This is a genomic window from Natrinema sp. HArc-T2, from assembly GCF_041821085.1.
GTDB lineage: Archaea > Halobacteriota > Halobacteria > Halobacteriales > Natrialbaceae > Natrinema.
Genome location: NZ_JBGUAZ010000003.1, coordinates 382,785 through 399,449 on the forward strand (window position 1 = coordinate 382,785; position 16,665 = coordinate 399,449).

Consider the following 16,665-nt stretch of genomic DNA (forward strand, 5'->3'; position numbering starts at 1 on the left):
AACAACCCAAATAAAACGAGCCGACGAACTGTGTCGCCCTCCGAGCCGTCCGATCCAGTAACGCGAGTCGTTTGGGGAAGCTATATGCGCGGCCCTCGGCAACTCCCGGGCAATGACCGTCGATCTCGTCGTGCGCAACTGTACCGTCGTGACACCCGCGGGACGGACACCCAACGCGGGCGTCGCAGTCGAGGACGGCACGATCGTCGCCGTTGGCCGCAGCGACCGGCTCCCCGACGCCGACCGCGTCGTCGACGCCGACGGGAACGTGCTGGTTCCCGGCATCGTCGATGGCCACATCCACAACCGCGAACCCGGCCTCGAGTACAAGGAAGACTGGGAATCCGCGACGCGAGCAGCCGCCGCCGGCGGTGTGACGACCGTCGTCGGCATGCCCAACACGGACCCCGTCATCGACCGACCCGACCATCTCGAGTTCAAGTTCGAGCGCGGCGAGGCGTCGGCCCACGTCGACTTCCAGAGCTACGCGGTCGTCACTTCCGAAAACATAGATCAGATTCCGGCGATCGACGAGGCCGGCGCGCTCGGCTTCAAAATCTTCCTCGGCTCGACGGTCGGCGACGTGCCGCCGCCGAACGACGGCGAGATTCTCGAGGCGATGGAACGCATCGGCGAGACGGGCAAACGGCTGGGCTTCCACGAGGAAAACGGCGAGATCATCGACCACTACACCGAACGGTTCCAGGCCGAGGGCAGAAACGAGCCGATCGACCACTCTCACTCCCGGCCCGTGATCGCCGAACAGGAAGCGGTCGAGCGGATGCTCACCTTCGCCGAGGAAACGGACGCGAAGATCCACATGTTCCACGTCTCCTCGGGCTCGGCGGCCGAAGCCGTTGCGCGCGGGAAAGCCCGCGGCGTCGATGTCACCGCCGAGACCTGCCCGCACTACCTCTGGTTCACCGAGGAGGTCATGCGCGAGAAGGGCAACGTCGCTCGCGTCCAGCCACCCATTCGGGACGCCGACGAGCAGGCCCGACTCTGGAACGCACTCGAGGACGGCGCGATCGACACCATCGCTACCGACCATGCACCCCACACGCCCGACGAAAAGAAAGTCGACGACCCCTTCGGCAACACCTGGGACGCGATTTCGGGCTTTGTCGGCCTCGAGACCGAGGTCCCCGCCATGCTTTCGTTCGTCGATCAGGGGCGGTTCACGCTCGAGGAGTGGGTCCACCACCACTCGACGCGCCCGGCGCGAGTCTGGGGTATGTACCCCCAGAAGGGGTCGCTGCAGGTCGGCACCGACGCCGACTTCACGATCGTCGACCCCGACGCTGAGTGGACGCTCGAGGATCGCGAAACCCTGCACTCGAAAAACTGCGTGACGCCGTTTGAGGGCGAGTCCTTCACCGGGAAGGCGGTCACGACGATCGTCCGCGGCGCGGTCGTCTACGAAGACGGCGACGTCGTCGGCGAGTCGGGGTATGGGACGCGTGTCGACGTCGATAACAGCTAGCTACCGGCTCGCCCCGTCGTTTTAGCGGCTACTTTCGCTTACAGCCCAGTGTGAGCCAACTGCCTGCAGTCTGTTGTTTGTGGTGATTTCCGATCCGTTCAGCTCGATCGGCTGTTCTCTCGCGTGACAGTCATCGCAACGTATCCGCTCGCTTCCGATTCGAAGGACTGTCCTAGTGACTGTCATGGCTGTGTATATATACCTCCCATGGACGGGATGTAGCTACTACGTCCCAGATGGCACACGGCGGTTCGACTCCGTCGCTGGGGTTCCCCTGGATGGGGAAGAGAACACAATGGCAGAAGATAATGATTCGATCTCGAGACGGAACGTATTGGCAGGACTGGGCACGATCGGTGTCGGGGGCGCGCTCGCGGGAGCAGGCACGAGTGCGTTCTTCAGTGATAAAGCGAACCTCCCAGACAACCAGTTGACTGCGGGGGAGCTCGCACTTGTCGTCGACTGGGAGGAATGGTACGACATGGGTGATGGATTCGAATTGATCGATGTTTTCCCAGACCCAATGGGTGAGGGTGAACAAAACTTCGATCCGATCAAAGGTGGTGTGTGTGGTGCTGTCGATGAGGCACCCCTTTCCTCGGATTGGCGAACTCTCAGAAATTACGGTGAGCAGGATTTTAGACGTCCAGACTCTCAAGATCCTGAACCACTCGTCTATCTTAACGACGTCAAGCCCGGCGACTGTTGGGAGACGACACTGAGTTACCACCTCTGTGACAACGATGGCTGGGTCTGGTTCCGGACCAAAAACCAACGGTACGAGGACGCTGATCGCGACAACAAACCCAGTGGACACCTCGCTGACTGGGCCTGGGCCCGTGTCTGGTACGATATGGCCGACGGGTCTTACGAGATCCCCACGTTTGATGAAGACGGCGAAATCGACGGCTATGAGCGAGTCGAGGCTAGCCCAGGAGACAACGAGTGGCTCGAGGGTGTCGAGCCACTCATCGCACAGGGGACGTTACGAGAGGTACTGAACGAACTTAACGAAGGAGTGTTACTCGATCCTGATCCGCTCATCACGCCTGTTGACAATAATGGGGGCTCCTCTGAGCAGTGTGTCCACATCGATGATCGACTCGATGAGCACCCGCAAGATGAACTCAGAGATCATTTTGACAGTGGGGACCCACTCGTATTCGAAGACAGCAACGATAACAAAGTCAAACTCACGATAACGGGACTTCATTATCAGGACGGTCCTGATGCGCCTGACTCAGAAGTCGTCGGTTTTGACTGGGAGAGCGAGTCTGGAATCTGCCAAATCGACGTCAAGGGCGGTACGCCGACGAAATCCAATCCATATAGCTGTGCGTTCGAAGGGACCGCGTTCTCCGAGTTCGGTGCAGGGAGCGGGAGCAAGCGATATGGTATCAGTTGGATTGAGGTCAGTTACTGTCCTGACGTCGAAGAGGAGCCCACGGAACCCGAGTGTATCCCTGCTTCGACGACCCACTACATTGGATTCGAGTGGTGTCTTCCGGGTGTGCCCGGACAGAAAGCTATCAACGAGATACAGGGAGACCGACTGTCGTTCGATCTGCAGTTCTACACTGAACAATGCCGCCATAACGACAATCCACCTATGGAGTGGCCCACAGAGCGGTGAACTACCCTGAGGTCAAGCTTGGAGCCACCCATAGATTTAACATGAACACTTCCTGCTGTCTACCGGTCTGACAACCCTGAACGGACGACGAGGAATGCAGCCGGCCCGTCTACGAGGCTCGGCACCACTCACCGCAACCGCAGCGCGGTGTTTCGAAAGGTGGCGCAGTTCTCTGGACGGACGCTTCTCATTAGGGTTGAGGTCAAGTCGTTCGAGAATGGAGAGATTCCCGTGATCACGGGAATCCTCGGGTTTCCAAACAACTCGTTACTTCGATTAAACACGAGTATCCACTAGTTAGTGCTGAAACCGACGTTCCCCACTGAACGCTTCACCGGCGCGTTGAGCAGTTCGCTAGAACGCTCGACGCGCCAATCATCTCTCTTGTTGGCCCAGTCGAGGTTGATTGGTTTTACGTTTCTGCCGGGAAGAAAGGCCGCGAGCGCGACCAAGAGCCGCGCTCGCGTGGTATCTCGAAACGCGGACGAGGAACGTATGACGAAGACAAGCCGCTAGTATTCACGCTCGTGGATCGCGGGAGCGATCAGCGATACGTCGCCCCGGCGAAATCCGCGACCGAATCGATTGTGCGACTCCCCTTGGTGAGTGTCGAGGAGGAGTCGCTAACCGTCTACACGGACGGATTTCGGGCCTATGTCCGATAGAAGACGATGAGAACTTCACCGGGAAGCAGTGATTCACGGAGACGGTGAATACGGAGATGGTGATGCACACGTCAAACCTGCGAGAGCCGCGTCGCTGGCGCGCCGGTGGCTCTCGCCGCATCGAGGTGTCTCAAAGGACAGACTGACAATGTATCTCAGGCCGTTCCAACTCCGACGACAACCCCTTGGTAAACCGAGTTGAGAACGCTCCAACAAATCATTCGAGCAGTTCTCTAATTCACCAACAGCGTGCTTCACAAGAGCGAAAACGAAAATCATTGCAGCTGTTCCTGCAGGACGATTTAGCGCTCGTTATAATCCGAACTGTCCGCATTCCCGTTCTCGTCATTACCAATAACAGCTACCACCCCTTCAGCTTCTTTATCAGCAGCAGTGACGACGTATAGATGCTCGCCGGTACCGAGCTCGTCAGCATCAACTGTGAATGTAACACTATCGGTTTCGCCACCTTCGAGTATCACCTCTTGATTCTCGGATTTGTTTTTGGTCTCGAACTCGACCATCACAGCCTCGGTATATCGATACTCGTTACTGAGCGTCGCTGTGATCTCGAGATTGTTGCTACTGTTTTCGGTCAGCTGGAGGTCACCTCCGTCGTCAACAGCGAGTTCTATACCCCAGTTGTCTGCCGCACCAAGATTATTGTCCTCGAGTGACTTCGCATCCGAGAACTGACTGCCGGTCGGCCCGATCGATGTCGCTCCGACAACCGTTCCGAAGAGGACGAGCGCAACGGTCAGTCGAACGGCGTGTGTTCGTATCATGTTCCACTCTCCGTGTCGCTGGTGTCATCATCGCCTGGTTCTTGATCTATTTCTGACCCGGATTCTGCACCCTCTGTATTGTCGCCTTTGAGCACCTCCTTGTCGGCTGGCTCCAGTGCCGGTGGACCGTCAGCTGCCTCGAGCTCGGGCGGTTCGCCGTTTGTGAGGTAACCGAACTCCCGAAGTAACTGATAGCCACCTGAAACAACGAGTGCGAGTCCCGGTCCAATCACGAGGACGAAGAGGCCGAGGCTCGAGCGGGCGAACAAAAGCAAGTGGCCGAGATACGGGATATGCCAATGGAGCTCTCCCTGCGCGTACTCGGCCGGAACGAGTCCTTCGTCTGGGTTATCATTGGCGTCACCCTTCGTCTTGAAGTACCGTTCGCCGTTTTCCTCGCGAACCTCGATGACGCGATGGGTGACGTAGCCTCGGTCGGTGTTGCTGTCCGCGTTGAAGGTGACGACATCACCGCTCCCGATCTCGTCGGGCGAGACGTCTTTCGTGACGACGACGTCGCCTGGTCCGATCGTCGGCTGCATACTCCCTGACGTGACGATATAGGCGTCGTCGCCGCCGACGATCCCGGGGACGGTGACGACGGCGACGAGGACGAGCATCGCGAGAAGCAACATACCGCTAACGGTGTAGACGACCGATTTCGCGTTCAGTCCCATTGGTCGTCACCTCGTTGTCTCGGTGGCGGACCGTCCGCTCCGAGCCGCATGCGATCATCGTAGCGGACGTGAACCGTTGCAGACACGGTAAACAACGCGGTGATAAACCCTGCTCCGGCGAGTGGATCGATCGCTCCGAACGGAACGATGTTGGCCCACATACTGAACAGGAATCCCGTACAGAGCACGCCGAGCCCGGCGTAGTACTTGCTCCACGGGATGTCGTCGTGTGGAACGACATCGAGGTACACCTCGAGCTCCGAGGCCGCATCGGTGAGTTCGACGATGCCGCGGTCGCTATCGAACCTGATGACGCCACCGTCGTCCAGTTTCGGCAGGTGTGCCTGTCGAAGCGCGGTATACACCCGCATTCGCTGGTCGCGCGTGACGGACGCAGTTGGAACACCGTTTTCCCAGGCGGCGACCTGCTCGACGAGGTCGCGGACCGCGACCGGCTGACTCGGTCGTTGTTTCAGATAGTGCATGACGTAGCGTCGGCGCGGGCAACTCAACAACTCGAACGCGACGTCCTGTGACAACTCGGAGGTGTGGCTGCTCGAGCGGGTGACTAGCCGCCGGAATGTTGTCGACGTCATCGGTTCCCAGCGCCGCCGAGGTCGCGTGCCTCGCCGAGATCCGGTGACAACAGGCCGTCCCCCCCGTGAATCGAGCCGATCGAGTTACCGTTCGTGATAGTCCCCATCGATCGGACAGTCCGCTCACGGTCGAATTGTTATTAGTTGAATAGAAGAGGGTAGTTCGCTGCTAGAGCCGAGCGGACTGCGGTAGTTCGCTACTAACACGGGACGGGGCGGGTGCGGGCCGATCCGGGCCCGAACTCGACTCGTCGTGATCAGTTGGCGATATCGACGCCGACCGCTTGCTCGACCGACGAAAAGCCGTCACGCTCGAGCAACTCGACGAATCCCTGATTGATCTGCTTCGCCGTCGACGGCCCCTGGTAGACGAACCCAGTATAGAGCTGGACGAGCGAGGCACCAGCACGGATCTTCGCGTAGGCGCTGGCTGCCGAGTCGACGCCGCCGACGCCGATAATCGGCAGTTCTCCGTCGGTGTATTCTGCGATCGACCGGATCATGGCTGTCGAGCGACGTTCTAGCGGCTTCCCACTGAGGCCGCCCCACTCCTCTTGCGAGGGTGAGACCAGTCCGTCGCGACTCGTCGTGGTGTTCGTCGCGACGATGCCGTCGAGGCCGAACTCCTGGACGATGTCGACGAGGTCGAAGACGGAGTCCTCGGGGGAGTCCGGCCCGATCTTCACCAGTAGCGGGACGTCCGCGTCGTTTTCGGCCTCGAGCGTCTCGAAGATCGCTCGCAGATGCTCCGGCGAGCCCTCGTCGAACTCCTCTGGCGTGTTCGGACAGGAGACGTTGACGACGACGTAGTCGGCAAACGGCGAGAGTCGGTCGAAGACGCGCCGATAGTCTTCGATCGCCTCGCGTTCGCTCGAGGAGTTCATCTTGCCGACGTTGACACCCAGCGGGATGTCGGGGGTACCATCGGCTTCGAGCCGGGATTTGACCGCTTCCATTCCCTGCCCGTTGAAGCCCATTCGATTGACCATCGCCTCGTCTTCGCGCAGCCGGAACAACCGGGGGCGGTCGTTCCCGTCCTGTGCGTACGGCGTGACGGTGCCGATCTCGACGAAGCCAAAGCCAAGCGCGGCGAGTGCGTGGGTCACTTCGGCGTTCTTGTCGAAGCCGGCGGCGATGCCGACCGGATTCGGGAACGTTGTATCGAACAGTTCGACCTCGAGGGCGGGATCCTCGTACTGATAGGCAGACGAGAGCGCCCGCTGTGTCGGCCAGGTCGATTGGGCTGCCCGGAGCGTCCGCTTGCCGAGTTCGTGGGCCGTCTCGGCCGGCAACTTGAACGCGAGGGGGCGAACCCGAGAGTACAGCGTCATTGCCCCCACGTGAGGACGGCCCACACGTAAACGTCTCGAAGCACTCGAGGGGATCTCTCACGACGACCGACCGTGACCGCCCATCGATATTCGACAGACGATAGTAATATCCAAACTGAGGGAACAAATGTCTAGTTCTAGAATGATAAAATAAACAAATATCCACAAAGTATTTGCCGAGCGACTTTCGAAATCCATTCGAAATCACGAATGTCTTCCCTTGATGAACTGATCAGCGTCATCGGGATCGGTCGCGGGCCGACCGAGCAACCGCCCATCCACTACGAGTGTCGTCGGTGTGGCAAGACGCTCTCGAAACGCGACACCGCCTGTCCGCTGTGTGGTTCGACGGATGTCGCCGAAATTCAACTGTAACCGGACTCCAGTTTCGACCGTCTCTTTCGTCTCTCGACCGTCTTAGCGCTCGTCGCGAATCCGTTCTGCAGCCGGTCCGAACGCTGACTCGAGCACCGCTGGCACGTCCGCCGGCTGGACGTCCGAGTACCAGACGTTGTGAGGCTGAATCGTAATCGCGGTCCCGTTTTCACTACAGAGCCCGAGACACGAGGTCTCGGTGACCGATACCGCAGTCCAGAACGCGTCTCGTTCCCGCAGCCACGCTTTGACCGCCTCGAGAGTCGCGTCGGCCCCCGCCGCGCCACAACTCGCGTATTCGGCGTCGCGGTCAGTGGTACAGACGAACACGTGTGCGTCGAGACGATCGCGCTGGTGGGCTGTTTGCTCTTTCATGGGCTCGGTAGCAGATCGTTGCGGCGGTTGGTTGCCGACTCGACGCTGGCCTGCGCCTGCAACCACGTGAACCTTGGTCGTGACCGGGTTCGACCGCCATACAAACTAACCGTTCCTACTGAAAGTCTGGTTGTAAAACTGCCGATCTCTCACCGACGCCACCGGTGTCGCTCTTGTCGATTCTTTAACGAAGCCGCGACTGAAATGTCACGAATGTCCAGCGGAATCCGCGGGAACACGCGACTGCTGGCCGATAACGAAATCGTTTTCCCATGGCTACCGTTTGAATCGACTAACAACGACAGTCATGAATGTCCACCGACGGTCACCAGGAGGGAGCCACCGTGGCGGTTGAGCGCCTGCTCGTCCCGCTGTCGGACACGGTGACCGTCCGGCAGACGGTCGGATACGCCGTCCAGTCCGGACTCGAGGTCGCCGATTCCCTCGAATGTCACCTCGTCGTCGCGATGCCGTACGACGCCGACGTCCCCGAGAGCGAACGCCAGCGAGAAGACGCCGAAGACTTGCTCTCGCGGGCCCAAAGCTGGGTCGAGGAAGACGCCGGCAACGCCGACGTGACGATCAAGACAGCGACGCTCGGCCTCGACGAGTACCTCTTCGGGCCACGGGACTACGCCCAGATCTTCGACGCCTACGCCGACGACCATGGGATCGACCGGGTCGTCATCGACCCGGAGTACCAACCCGGTGTTACCGCACAACTCCTCCAGCCACTCGAGCGCGAACTCGAGCGGGTTGGACTGGCCTACGACGAAGCACCGGTCGAGCGACCAGCTCGCCGCGGCCGACTCGTCGGCGGGACCGAGGATTTCGACCGTCTGTTCGCGACGTTCTGGATCTCGTATGGGTTCTATCTCGTGCTCGGCGATCCGACCTACTGGTTCGATCTCCTCACCGGTGCGGCGGTCGCCGGCATCGTCGCCGTCTCGCTCGCGCAGGTAACCTTTACTGTCCCGCTTGATCGCGTCCAGTCTCCGCTTCGCACCGTCCGCTTTGCCATCTACGTCCCGTACCTGCTCTGGGAGATCATCAAGGCCAACATCGCCGTCTCGGCGGTGATCCTCAGACCGTCGATGCCGATCGAGCCCTCGCTGAGTCGCGTCAATTCACGCGTCCGGAGCGGACTGCCGCTGACCGCGCTGGCAAACAGCATCACGCTCACGCCGGGGACGCTGACGGTCCGGGCGACCAACCAGGAGCTGCTCGTCCACTCGCTGATCGCCGACGCCCGTGAGGACCTGTTCGATGGCGGCTTAGAGCGCGGAATCCGCTTTGTCTTCTACGGTCGCGACGCCGCGGCGATCCCCTCGCCACGAGAACGCGACGACGCCGAGATCGTCGGGGGTGAGGAACTGTGATGCCGTGGTCGCTCGAGACGGTGTTCCTCGGCGGTGCGACCGCGTTCGTCCTCCTCGCGATCGCGATGTTTTATCGCGCCGTCGCTGGCCCGACGACGCAGGACCGGCTGCTGGCGGTCAACGTCCTCGGGACGAACACGGTCGTCATCCTCGCCCTGCTGGCTGCGGGGCTCGATCAGGCGTGGTTTCTCGACGTGGCGCTGATCTACGCCCTGTTGAACTTCCTGATGTCGATCGCCATCTCGAAGTTCACCGTCGAACGGGGTGGTGTGCTGTGATCGAGACGCTCCGGTTCTGGACGATCGTCGTCCTCCTCGGCCTCGGTGTGTTCTTTACGCTCGTCTCGACGGTCGGCGTGCTCCGCCTGCCGGACATCTACGCGCGAGCTCACACTGCCTCTCAGACGGACACGCTCGGCGCGGGCTTTGCGCTCGCTGCCGTCGCCGTCGCCTTCGGCTGGCAGCAGGCGGCGGTCTACACCGTCCTGTTGCTGTTTTTCGTGTTCATCACGAACCCCACGGCGGCTCATGCGATCGCACGCTCTGCAGCCGAGACGGGTGTCGAGCCCATCCTCACGGAGGAACCCGACGACGCCGACACCGCTGTCGAAAGCGAGGGTGAGACGCAATGAGTGTCCTCGCGTACACGCTCGCGGTGTTTATCCTCTTGACGGCGGTCGCGACGGCGCTGTTCCGGGACGTGCTCTCCGTGATCATCGTCTTCGGAGCCTACAGTCTCGGCATGGCGATCCTCTATACGTTCCTGCTGGCACCCGACGTGGCGATGACCGAGGCTGCGATCGGTGCCGGCGTGACGACGCTGCTGTTGTTACTGACGATCGCCCGGACGACACGACCCTCGACCGACAAGCTCCGCGAGCGGATTCACCTGCCGGCGGTCGCCGTCGTCGGCGCGCTCGTCCTCTTACTGTGTGTCGCCGTCGTGCCCGAGATGTACCCCGTCGGAATCACGGAGACGCCAGTCTGGTCGAATCCCGACGTGACCCAACACTACATCCAGGAGACGTACGCCCAAACGGGCGTCGAGAACGCTGTCACCTCCGTGCTCGCCGCTTACCGTGGGTTCGACACCTTCGGCGAGGCGGTCGTCGTCTTCGCCGCTGGCGTCTCGACGCTGCTCGTCTTGAAACGCGAGGTGTTTGCCTGAATGTCCGATCCCTACGACGATACCTACACCGAGAGCCAGGTGATCATGACCGCCGTGAAGATCATCGCACCGTTTACGCTCACATACGGGCTGTTCATGACCTTCCACGGGGGCGGTGCCCCCGGTGGCGGCTTCCAGGGTGGGACCATCGTCGGCGTTACGGTCCTCATGCTCGCCTTTGCCTTCGGCATCGAACCCACCCGCCAGTGGCTCCGCAACTCGTTTCTCGTCGGCCTCATCACCGGCGGCGTCGTCATCTTCGGCGCGATCGGTCTCGGGATGATCGCACTCGGCGGAAACTTCCTCGAGTTCTACCAGCTCAAAGAAGTCTTCCACATCAAACCCAAGTGGGGGCTCGAGGCAATCGAGATTGCCGGCATCTCGCTGATCGTTTCGGGTGTGATGATCTCCCTGTTTTTCTCGATGGCGGCCGGGTTCACACCCGAGCGCCCGAGTGGAACCGGTGGCCGCGAGGCGTCGACCGACCGGGAGGTGAGCGACGATGATTGAGTTCCTGACGAGCTACTACACGTACGTCTTGGTGTTCGTATTGCTCGGGATCGGGATCTACATGACGATCGCCAGCGAAAACCTCGTGAAGAAACTGATCGGTGTGAGTCTCTTCCAGACGGCCATCTTCCTGTTTTTCATCTCGATGGCCTACATCGAGGGCGGCTCGGCACCGATCGTCCCTCACGCGGCAAATCCCGGCGAACTTATGGTCGCGAGCCCGCTGCCACAGGTCATCGTGCTGACCGCCATCGTCGTCGGCATCGCGCTGACGGCGGTCGGACTGGCGTTGGTCATCCGCATCTACGCGGAGTACGGCACACTTCGCGAGGACACGCTTCGGGAGGTGCGTGCCGATGAGTAGCGTCGAGTTGATTCTGCCGCTGTTGATCGCCGTGCCGCTGCTCGCTGCGACGCTCCCGATCGCCCTCGGCCTGTGGTTCGACCGGACCGGGTGGTCGGTTGCCGCGATCACGACCACTGGCCTCTTCGGCGCTGCCGTCGCTCTCGCGAGCGCCGTTTACACCGGAACCGACGCTCCGGTCACTCACGAACTGGGCGGCTATCCGCGGACCTATGGGATCCAACTCGTCGCCGACCAGTTCTCGGTCCTGATCGCCCTGCTCGTGACGGCAGTCGCCACCGGCGTCCTCGTCTATACGCGCCAGGGCGGGCCGCGTGGAAACACGTTTTACACCGCCTACCTGCTGCTGACGGGTGGACTGCTCGGGATCACCCTGACCGGCGACGTGTTCAACCTGTTCGTCTTCCTCGAGATCACGAGCATCGCGACCTACGCGCTGGTGGCAAGCGGCAACGGCCCCGAGTCGGCGGTCGCCGCCCTGAAGTACCTGATCTTGGGGACGATGGCTGCGTCGATGTACCTGATCGGCGTCGCCTTCCTGCTGATGGCGACAGGGACGCTCAACATGGTCGAACTCGCGACGGCGATTCCGGCGGCGGAACGGCCCACACTGATCCGGACCGGATTCGGGTTCATCGTCGTCGGCTTCGCCACCAAGGTCGCCCAGTGGCCGCTGCATACCTGGCAGCCAAGTGCCTATCAGCAGGCCCCCGACGGCGTGACGCCGCTGATCGCCGCGCTCGTCTCGACGGCCTCTGCCTACGCCTTCGGCCGGCTGATCGTGACCGTCTTCGGTGTCGACTACCTCACCGCGATGCCGAACGCGGCCGCGGTCGTCCTCACGATCGGCTGTGTGAGCGTCCTCGCTGGAACGGTGCTGGCCGTCATCCAGACCGAGGTCAAGCGAATGCTCGCGTACTCGTCGGTCTCGCAGTTCGGCCTCGTCATCGCGGCCTACGGCGTCGTCATCGCCGGCAACTCCGAGACGGCCTTTATCGGTGCCGCGATCCATCTCATCGGTCACGGGCTGTTGAAAGCTGGGCTCTTTCTGGGGGTCGCACTCGTCGCGCGGAGTTACGGAGCCCGCACCGTCGACGAATACGCCGGCCTCGCCAAAGCACGGCCGGTCGTCGCCGGCGCGATTGCCGTTCTCTTGCTCTCGCTCGTCGGCGTCCCACCGGGCGTCGGCTTCGTCGGCAAGTGGTATATTGCGCTGGGGGCCGTCCAGTCGCAGCTGTGGCCCGTCGCCGCCGTGATCTTCCTCAGTACCATGCTTACCCTCGCCTACGCTGCTCGACTGCTCGAGAAGATGTACTTCACGCCACCGGCGGCACTCGACTGGCCCCGCACGACGGAGCCGGTCGCGACCGACGGCGGTGACACGGACGTCTCGGTCGGCATGGTCGCGGTCGTCGTCGTCGCCGCACTCGGTGCTGTCGCACTCGGCTTCGCCGGCGGAACGATCGCCGGGCTGCTCGAGCCGTTCCTCATGGAGGTGTTCAACTAAATGGTTGCAGACATCCGACCGCTCGCCGCTGTGCTCGTCTCGGCCGTCGCGATCGCCCTGATCGTTGCCTCGCATCGCCGCCCGAACCTTCGCGAGGGCTGGTCCGTGCTGGCTGCCCTGACGAAGTTCGGGCTCGTCGTCAGCATGCTCCCCGCGGTCATGGACGGCACCGTCTTCCGGTGGAGTCTCAAAGAGTCGACGGGGATCCAGTTCCTCGAGGGCATCGACTTCGCCCTGCGTGCCGACCCGCTGGGGATCTTCTTTGCCCTGCTGGCGAGTTTCCTCTGGATCTTCACGTCGTTCTATGCCGCGGGCTACATGCGCGGGCTGTCCGAACACAGCCAGACCCGCTTTTTCGCCTCGTTCGCGGCCAGCCTCTCGGCTGCTGTCGGGATCGCCTTTGCGGCGAACCTCGTGACGATCTTCGTCTTCTACGAGTTGCTGTCGCTTGTCACCTATCCGCTGGTCGCCCACAACGAGGACGCCGAGGCCCGCATCGCCGGTCGGAAGTACCTCACTTACACGTTCTTCGGCGGCGGGGTGTTCCTGCTCGCCGGGACGGTCATGATCTACTGGCTAACGAGCCTGGTCGGCGGGCCGACGCTCGCCTTCGAGGCAGGTGGCATGGACGCACTCGCCGCCGCCGCGCAGGCCGAGCCGGTCTACGCACAGGCCGCGTTCTTCCTGCTGATCGCCGGCTTCGGCGTCAAGGCCGCGCTGATGCCGCTGCACTCCTGGCTCGCCGACGCGATGGTCGCGCCGACGCCCGTTTCCGGGCTGCTCCACGCGGTCGCGGTCGTCAAGTCCGGTGCGTTCGGCGTTGCTCGCGTGATCCTCGAGGTCTACGGTCCCGGCCTAATCTACGACCTCCCACTTGACGTGCCTGGCATCGGCGAAGTCGGGCTGAACATCCCCGTGGCCATCGTCGCCGCGTTCACGCTGACCGCGGCGAGTATCATCGCGATGCGCAAAGACCACCTCAAGCGTCGGCTGGCCTACTCGACGACGGCACAGCTCTCTTACATCGTACTCGGACTCTCGATGCTCCACCCCTACGCCATGGTCGGGGCGCTGTTTCACATCCCCGCACACGCGTTCGCGAAACTCACCCTGTTCTTCTGTGCCGGCGCGATCCACGTCGAGACCCACACCGATTACATCAGCGAGATGGCCGGCATCGGCAAGCGGATGCCGCTGACGATGACCGCCTTCACGGTCGGCGCGGCTGGGATGGCCGGCCTACCGCCGATCGCCGGCTTCATCAGCAAGTTCTACATGCTGATCGGGGCCGGTGCCATGGGCGATGAGTACTGGCTGTTCGCCGGTGCACTCCTGCTCTCGGCCGTACTCAACATCGCGTACTTCTGGCCGGTCGTCTACACCGCCTTCTTCGAAAGCGAAGACCGCCACGATGCCAAACCGCTGCTCGAGTTCCCGGCGGGCGGTCTCATCGAGTCGTACGCTGCCACGTCGGACGACGAGAACGTCGCCGCTGATGGCGGCGAACCCGCTGACACGTCCGGCATCGAGAACGAACCACACACGGACGACACGGATGACTACGACTACGCTGTCGACAAATACCCGAGCGATCATACGACCGCCGACGGCACGGACACACCGAACCAATCCACCGACGCCAGCACCCGCGATGACCACGACGATCACGACGAAGCCGTCGCTGCCGTCGATCACCATGGCGACCACGATGACCACCTCACTGGCGGCCCACCGGTCGGCGGCTGGCCCCGTCGCTCGCCGTGGACAGAGAGCACGTGGCTCATGCTCGCACCGATCGCCGTCATCGCCACGGGCGCGGTCGTCCTCGGAGTCGGCCCCGATTATGCGGTCTTCCTCGAGTTGGCGATACGGATCGTCGAAGGCGTCTTCGAGACGCCCTTCGAACAACTGGGGACCGTGCCGTTCGACGCGCTCATGACGGAGGTGACTAACTGATGGCATTCGACATCCTGTCGCTCGCGTATCCGCCACTGTTGGTGTTTGCAGCGGCGCTGCTCGTGCTCGTCCTGCCCCGACTTGCCGGCTTCACCGTCGGTGCACTGAGTCTCGCTGCCGTGCTGGCGATCTCGCTGGTCGCACCCGAAGGCCAGCACTTAGCTGGTACCTTCCTCGGCTTCGAGGTTGTTCCTTACTACGTCGACGACTTCTCCCGGATGGTCGGGCTCGGACTCGGCTTTCTGGGGATCTGTAGCGTCATTTACGCGTACTCGAGTGAGGCCAGCGAGACGCTCGTCGCGTTGGCGCTCGTCTATGTCTCCTCGTCGATCGGGGCAGCCTTCGCCGGCGACTGGCTCGTGCTCCTGTTCATGTGGGAACTGATGGCCGTCACCAGCACGCTCGTGGTCTGGCACTACGGCGGCGAGGCGGTTCGGGCTGGCTTCCGGTATGCCCTGTTCCACGGTACCGGCGGCGTGCTCGTGATGCTGGCGATCGCCGCTCACTACGTCCAGACCGGGACGTTCATTTATACTGAAACAGGGATCGCAACCGGCATTCCGGCGCTGCTGGCAGTGCTCGGGATGGGCGTCAACGTCGCTTTCATCGGGGTCCACACGTGGCTGCCGGACACCTATCCGCGACCGCACTTCGCGGCCTCGGTGTTCCTCTCGGTGTATACGACCAAGACGAGCGCGTTCATCCTCTATCGAGCGTTCCCGATCGGCAGCGAGAGCGATCTGGCGATCTACGTCGCGTACATGGGCGGGCTGATGGCCGTCTACGGCGCGACCTTCGCCCTGCTCCAACACGACATGCGCGCGCTGCTGTCCTACCACATTCAGGCCCAACTTGGCTACATCGTGGCCGGGATCGGTATGGGTGCGGCGATGTCCTCCGAGATCGCCGTCGCTGGCGCGCTATCGCACCTGTTCAACAACATCCTGTTCAAGAGCCTGCTGTTCATGGCCGTCGGCGTCGTCATCTACCGCACCAGCGAGGAGGACCTCTACAAGCTCGGCGGGCTCTGGCGCGAAATGCCGCTGACTGCGATCGGCTTCGGGCTCGGCGCGCTCTCGATCACCGCGATTCCGGGCTTCAACGGCTACGTGAGCAAGGGGATGCTCTTCGACGCGGCGAACCCTGACCCCCACTACTACGGCGAACCGGAGTTCCAGGCGCTGTACTGGCTGCTCTGGCTCGGCGCGATCGGGACCCTGCTGTCCTTTATCAAGCTCGGCTACTACGTCTTCTTCCACGGCGAGAGCGACTACGAGGTCGCCGACGCCAAGCCCGGCCAGACCGTCGCGATGCTTGGACTGGGCGGTGCCTGTCTCCTCTTCGGCGTCTGGTGGGAGGGACTGGCCGATCTCGCGCCGACACTGCACGCCCACGGCGGCCACTTCACGTTCGCATACCCCGGTGGCGAGGGGACACTTCATCCCTACAGTCCGAGTCACCTGCAAACCACCGGCATCCTGACCGGCGTCGCGGCCGTCACCTTCGTCCTCGTCCGGAAGCCGCTCTCGAAACTCGACCTCGGTGATCCGGCGATGATCGTCTATCCCGCGACCTACCACGTCAGCCGGTGGACGATGCTCGCGGTGACGGAGACGTACGCCGCCGTCGACGCCGCCGTCGTCGGCGCGGTCAAACGCTGCTACTGGGCCGGGAATAACCCCGTCCTCGCCGCCGATGCGGCCGCGCGCCGACTCCCGCTGGTCGACGTCGACGACCGCCAGCCGACCGACGGTGGTCGCCCGTCGACGATCCACCTCCGGGCAAGCATCGGCACTACCGTTCTCCTGTTGACGCTCGTCCTGACGATCATCCTGTGGCTGCTCGTGGTCTGACTGGCTCGA

Annotated in this window: 17 protein-coding genes and 1 pseudogene; 13 read left to right on the plus strand and 5 right to left on the minus strand. The window is 62.2% G+C overall.

The window, feature by feature from the left end:
- Window positions 1-112: 112 nt before the first annotated feature.
- The 3 genes and pseudogenes from allB to ACERI1_RS09470 all read left to right on the plus strand — a co-directional run.
- Window positions 113-1,483 carry an allantoinase AllB gene (allB, locus tag ACERI1_RS09460; protein WP_373617876.1) on the plus strand — a complete coding sequence of 457 codons (1,371 nt, stop codon included), beginning with the start codon at window positions 113-115 and terminating at the stop codon, window positions 1,481-1,483.
- A gap of 295 nt (window positions 1,484-1,778) precedes the next feature.
- Window positions 1,779-3,116, plus strand: a complete 1,338-nt coding sequence (locus tag ACERI1_RS09465) for a SipW-dependent-type signal peptide-containing protein (RefSeq protein ID WP_373617877.1) — start codon at window positions 1,779-1,781, stop codon at window positions 3,114-3,116.
- A 264-nt stretch (window positions 3,117-3,380) separates the two neighbouring features.
- A pseudogene (locus ACERI1_RS09470) lies at window positions 3,381-4,018 on the plus strand (IS1595 family transposase); the annotation flags it as partial.
- Between the two features lie 65 nt (window positions 4,019-4,083).
- On the opposite strand, the gene ACERI1_RS09475 reads toward ACERI1_RS09470, so the two are convergent.
- From ACERI1_RS09475 to ACERI1_RS09490, 4 genes are all read right to left on the minus strand, one after another.
- Window positions 4,084-4,566 carry a hypothetical protein gene (locus tag ACERI1_RS09475; RefSeq protein WP_373617878.1) on the minus strand — a complete coding sequence of 161 codons (483 nt, stop codon included), beginning with the start codon at window positions 4,564-4,566 and terminating at the stop codon, window positions 4,084-4,086.
- Complete coding sequence (locus ACERI1_RS09480; RefSeq protein ID WP_373617879.1) at window positions 4,563-5,243, minus strand: signal peptidase I; 681 nt, start codon at window positions 5,241-5,243, stop codon at window positions 4,563-4,565. The genes ACERI1_RS09475 and ACERI1_RS09480 overlap by 4 nt, the downstream gene beginning before the upstream one ends.
- A complete protein-coding gene (locus ACERI1_RS09485) occupies window positions 5,234-5,839 on the minus strand; it encodes a hypothetical protein (protein WP_373617880.1) in 606 nt (201 codons plus the stop codon). Before ACERI1_RS09485 ends, ACERI1_RS09480 begins: the two co-directional genes overlap by 10 nt.
- A gap of 257 nt (window positions 5,840-6,096) precedes the next feature.
- Entirely contained in the window at window positions 6,097-7,170 is a 1,074-nt protein-coding gene (locus ACERI1_RS09490) for a quinone-dependent dihydroorotate dehydrogenase (protein ID WP_373617881.1), read from the minus strand.
- 210 nt (window positions 7,171-7,380) lie between these two features.
- On the opposite strand from ACERI1_RS09490, the gene ACERI1_RS09495 reads away from it, so the two are divergent.
- Window positions 7,381-7,545 carry a hypothetical protein gene (locus ACERI1_RS09495; protein ID WP_373617882.1) on the plus strand — a complete coding sequence of 55 codons (165 nt, stop codon included), beginning with the start codon at window positions 7,381-7,383 and terminating at the stop codon, window positions 7,543-7,545.
- 42 nt (window positions 7,546-7,587) lie between these two features.
- Here ACERI1_RS09495 and ACERI1_RS09500 read toward each other — a convergent pair whose 3' ends face one another.
- Entirely contained in the window at window positions 7,588-7,920 is a 333-nt protein-coding gene (locus tag ACERI1_RS09500) for a ferredoxin (protein WP_373617883.1), read from the minus strand.
- Window positions 7,921-8,231: 311 nt separating this feature from the next.
- Between ACERI1_RS09500 and ACERI1_RS09505 the strand changes: the two genes are divergently transcribed.
- Genes ACERI1_RS09505 through ACERI1_RS09545 form a run of 9 tightly spaced genes read left to right on the plus strand, consistent with a single transcriptional unit; the run spans window position 8,232 to window position 16,656 of the window.
- Window positions 8,232-9,299: a monovalent cation/H+ antiporter subunit E gene (locus tag ACERI1_RS09505; protein ID WP_373617884.1), complete on the plus strand. Its 1,068-nt coding sequence runs from the start codon at window positions 8,232-8,234 to the stop codon at window positions 9,297-9,299.
- Complete coding sequence (locus tag ACERI1_RS09510) at window positions 9,299-9,577, plus strand: cation:proton antiporter (protein ID WP_373617885.1); 279 nt, start codon at window positions 9,299-9,301, stop codon at window positions 9,575-9,577. Before ACERI1_RS09505 ends, ACERI1_RS09510 begins: the two co-directional genes overlap by 1 nt.
- Window positions 9,574-9,930, plus strand: a complete 357-nt coding sequence (gene mnhG, locus ACERI1_RS09515; RefSeq protein ID WP_373617886.1) for a monovalent cation/H(+) antiporter subunit G — start codon at window positions 9,574-9,576, stop codon at window positions 9,928-9,930. Before ACERI1_RS09510 ends, mnhG begins: the two co-directional genes overlap by 4 nt.
- Window positions 9,927-10,466, plus strand: coding sequence for a DUF4040 domain-containing protein (locus ACERI1_RS09520; RefSeq protein WP_373617887.1), 540 nt, complete (start codon window positions 9,927-9,929; stop codon window positions 10,464-10,466). The genes mnhG and ACERI1_RS09520 overlap by 4 nt, the downstream gene beginning before the upstream one ends.
- The gene (locus tag ACERI1_RS09525) at window positions 10,467-10,976 is read left to right on the plus strand and encodes an MnhB domain-containing protein (RefSeq protein WP_138780925.1); all 510 of its coding nucleotides are present in this window, start codon (window positions 10,467-10,469) and stop codon (window positions 10,974-10,976) included.
- The gene (locus ACERI1_RS09530) at window positions 10,969-11,340 is read left to right on the plus strand and encodes a cation:proton antiporter subunit C (protein WP_373617888.1); all 372 of its coding nucleotides are present in this window, start codon (window positions 10,969-10,971) and stop codon (window positions 11,338-11,340) included. The genes ACERI1_RS09525 and ACERI1_RS09530 overlap by 8 nt, the downstream gene beginning before the upstream one ends.
- Window positions 11,333-12,847: a proton-conducting transporter membrane subunit gene (locus tag ACERI1_RS09535; RefSeq protein WP_373617889.1), complete on the plus strand. Its 1,515-nt coding sequence runs from the start codon at window positions 11,333-11,335 to the stop codon at window positions 12,845-12,847. The genes ACERI1_RS09530 and ACERI1_RS09535 overlap by 8 nt, the downstream gene beginning before the upstream one ends.
- Window positions 12,848-14,803 carry a proton-conducting transporter membrane subunit gene (locus tag ACERI1_RS09540; protein WP_373617890.1) on the plus strand — a complete coding sequence of 652 codons (1,956 nt, stop codon included), beginning with the start codon at window positions 12,848-12,850 and terminating at the stop codon, window positions 14,801-14,803.
- Window positions 14,803-16,656, plus strand: a complete 1,854-nt coding sequence (locus ACERI1_RS09545; protein ID WP_373617891.1) for a Na(+)/H(+) antiporter subunit D — start codon at window positions 14,803-14,805, stop codon at window positions 16,654-16,656. Before ACERI1_RS09540 ends, ACERI1_RS09545 begins: the two co-directional genes overlap by 1 nt.
- The last annotated feature ends 9 nt before the right edge of the window (window positions 16,657-16,665 follow it).

Coding starts and splice junctions, on each gene's coding strand:
- ACERI1_RS09540 (WP_373617890.1), top strand. CDS start 12,848: ATGGTTGCAGACATCCGACCGCTCGCCGCTGTGCTCGTCTCGGCCGTC.
- allB (WP_373617876.1), top strand. CDS start 113: ATGACCGTCGATCTCGTCGTGCGCAACTGTACCGTCGTGACACCCGCG.
- ACERI1_RS09485 (WP_373617880.1), bottom strand. CDS start 5,839: ATGACGTCGACAACATTCCGGCGGCTAGTCACCCGCTCGAGCAGCCAC.
- ACERI1_RS09475 (WP_373617878.1), bottom strand. CDS start 4,566: ATGATACGAACACACGCCGTTCGACTGACCGTTGCGCTCGTCCTCTTC.
- ACERI1_RS09530 (WP_373617888.1), top strand. CDS start 10,969: ATGATTGAGTTCCTGACGAGCTACTACACGTACGTCTTGGTGTTCGTA.
- ACERI1_RS09525 (WP_138780925.1), top strand. CDS start 10,467: ATGTCCGATCCCTACGACGATACCTACACCGAGAGCCAGGTGATCATG.
- ACERI1_RS09465 (WP_373617877.1), top strand. CDS start 1,779: ATGGCAGAAGATAATGATTCGATCTCGAGACGGAACGTATTGGCAGGA.
- ACERI1_RS09500 (WP_373617883.1), bottom strand. CDS start 7,920: ATGAAAGAGCAAACAGCCCACCAGCGCGATCGTCTCGACGCACACGTG.
- ACERI1_RS09480 (WP_373617879.1), bottom strand. CDS start 5,243: ATGGGACTGAACGCGAAATCGGTCGTCTACACCGTTAGCGGTATGTTG.
- ACERI1_RS09535 (WP_373617889.1), top strand. CDS start 11,333: ATGAGTAGCGTCGAGTTGATTCTGCCGCTGTTGATCGCCGTGCCGCTG.
- ACERI1_RS09505 (WP_373617884.1), top strand. CDS start 8,232: ATGTCCACCGACGGTCACCAGGAGGGAGCCACCGTGGCGGTTGAGCGC.
- ACERI1_RS09545 (WP_373617891.1), top strand. CDS start 14,803: ATGGCATTCGACATCCTGTCGCTCGCGTATCCGCCACTGTTGGTGTTT.
- ACERI1_RS09510 (WP_373617885.1), top strand. CDS start 9,299: ATGCCGTGGTCGCTCGAGACGGTGTTCCTCGGCGGTGCGACCGCGTTC.
- ACERI1_RS09495 (WP_373617882.1), top strand. CDS start 7,381: ATGTCTTCCCTTGATGAACTGATCAGCGTCATCGGGATCGGTCGCGGG.
- ACERI1_RS09520 (WP_373617887.1), top strand. CDS start 9,927: ATGAGTGTCCTCGCGTACACGCTCGCGGTGTTTATCCTCTTGACGGCG.
- ACERI1_RS09490 (WP_373617881.1), bottom strand. CDS start 7,170: ATGACGCTGTACTCTCGGGTTCGCCCCCTCGCGTTCAAGTTGCCGGCC.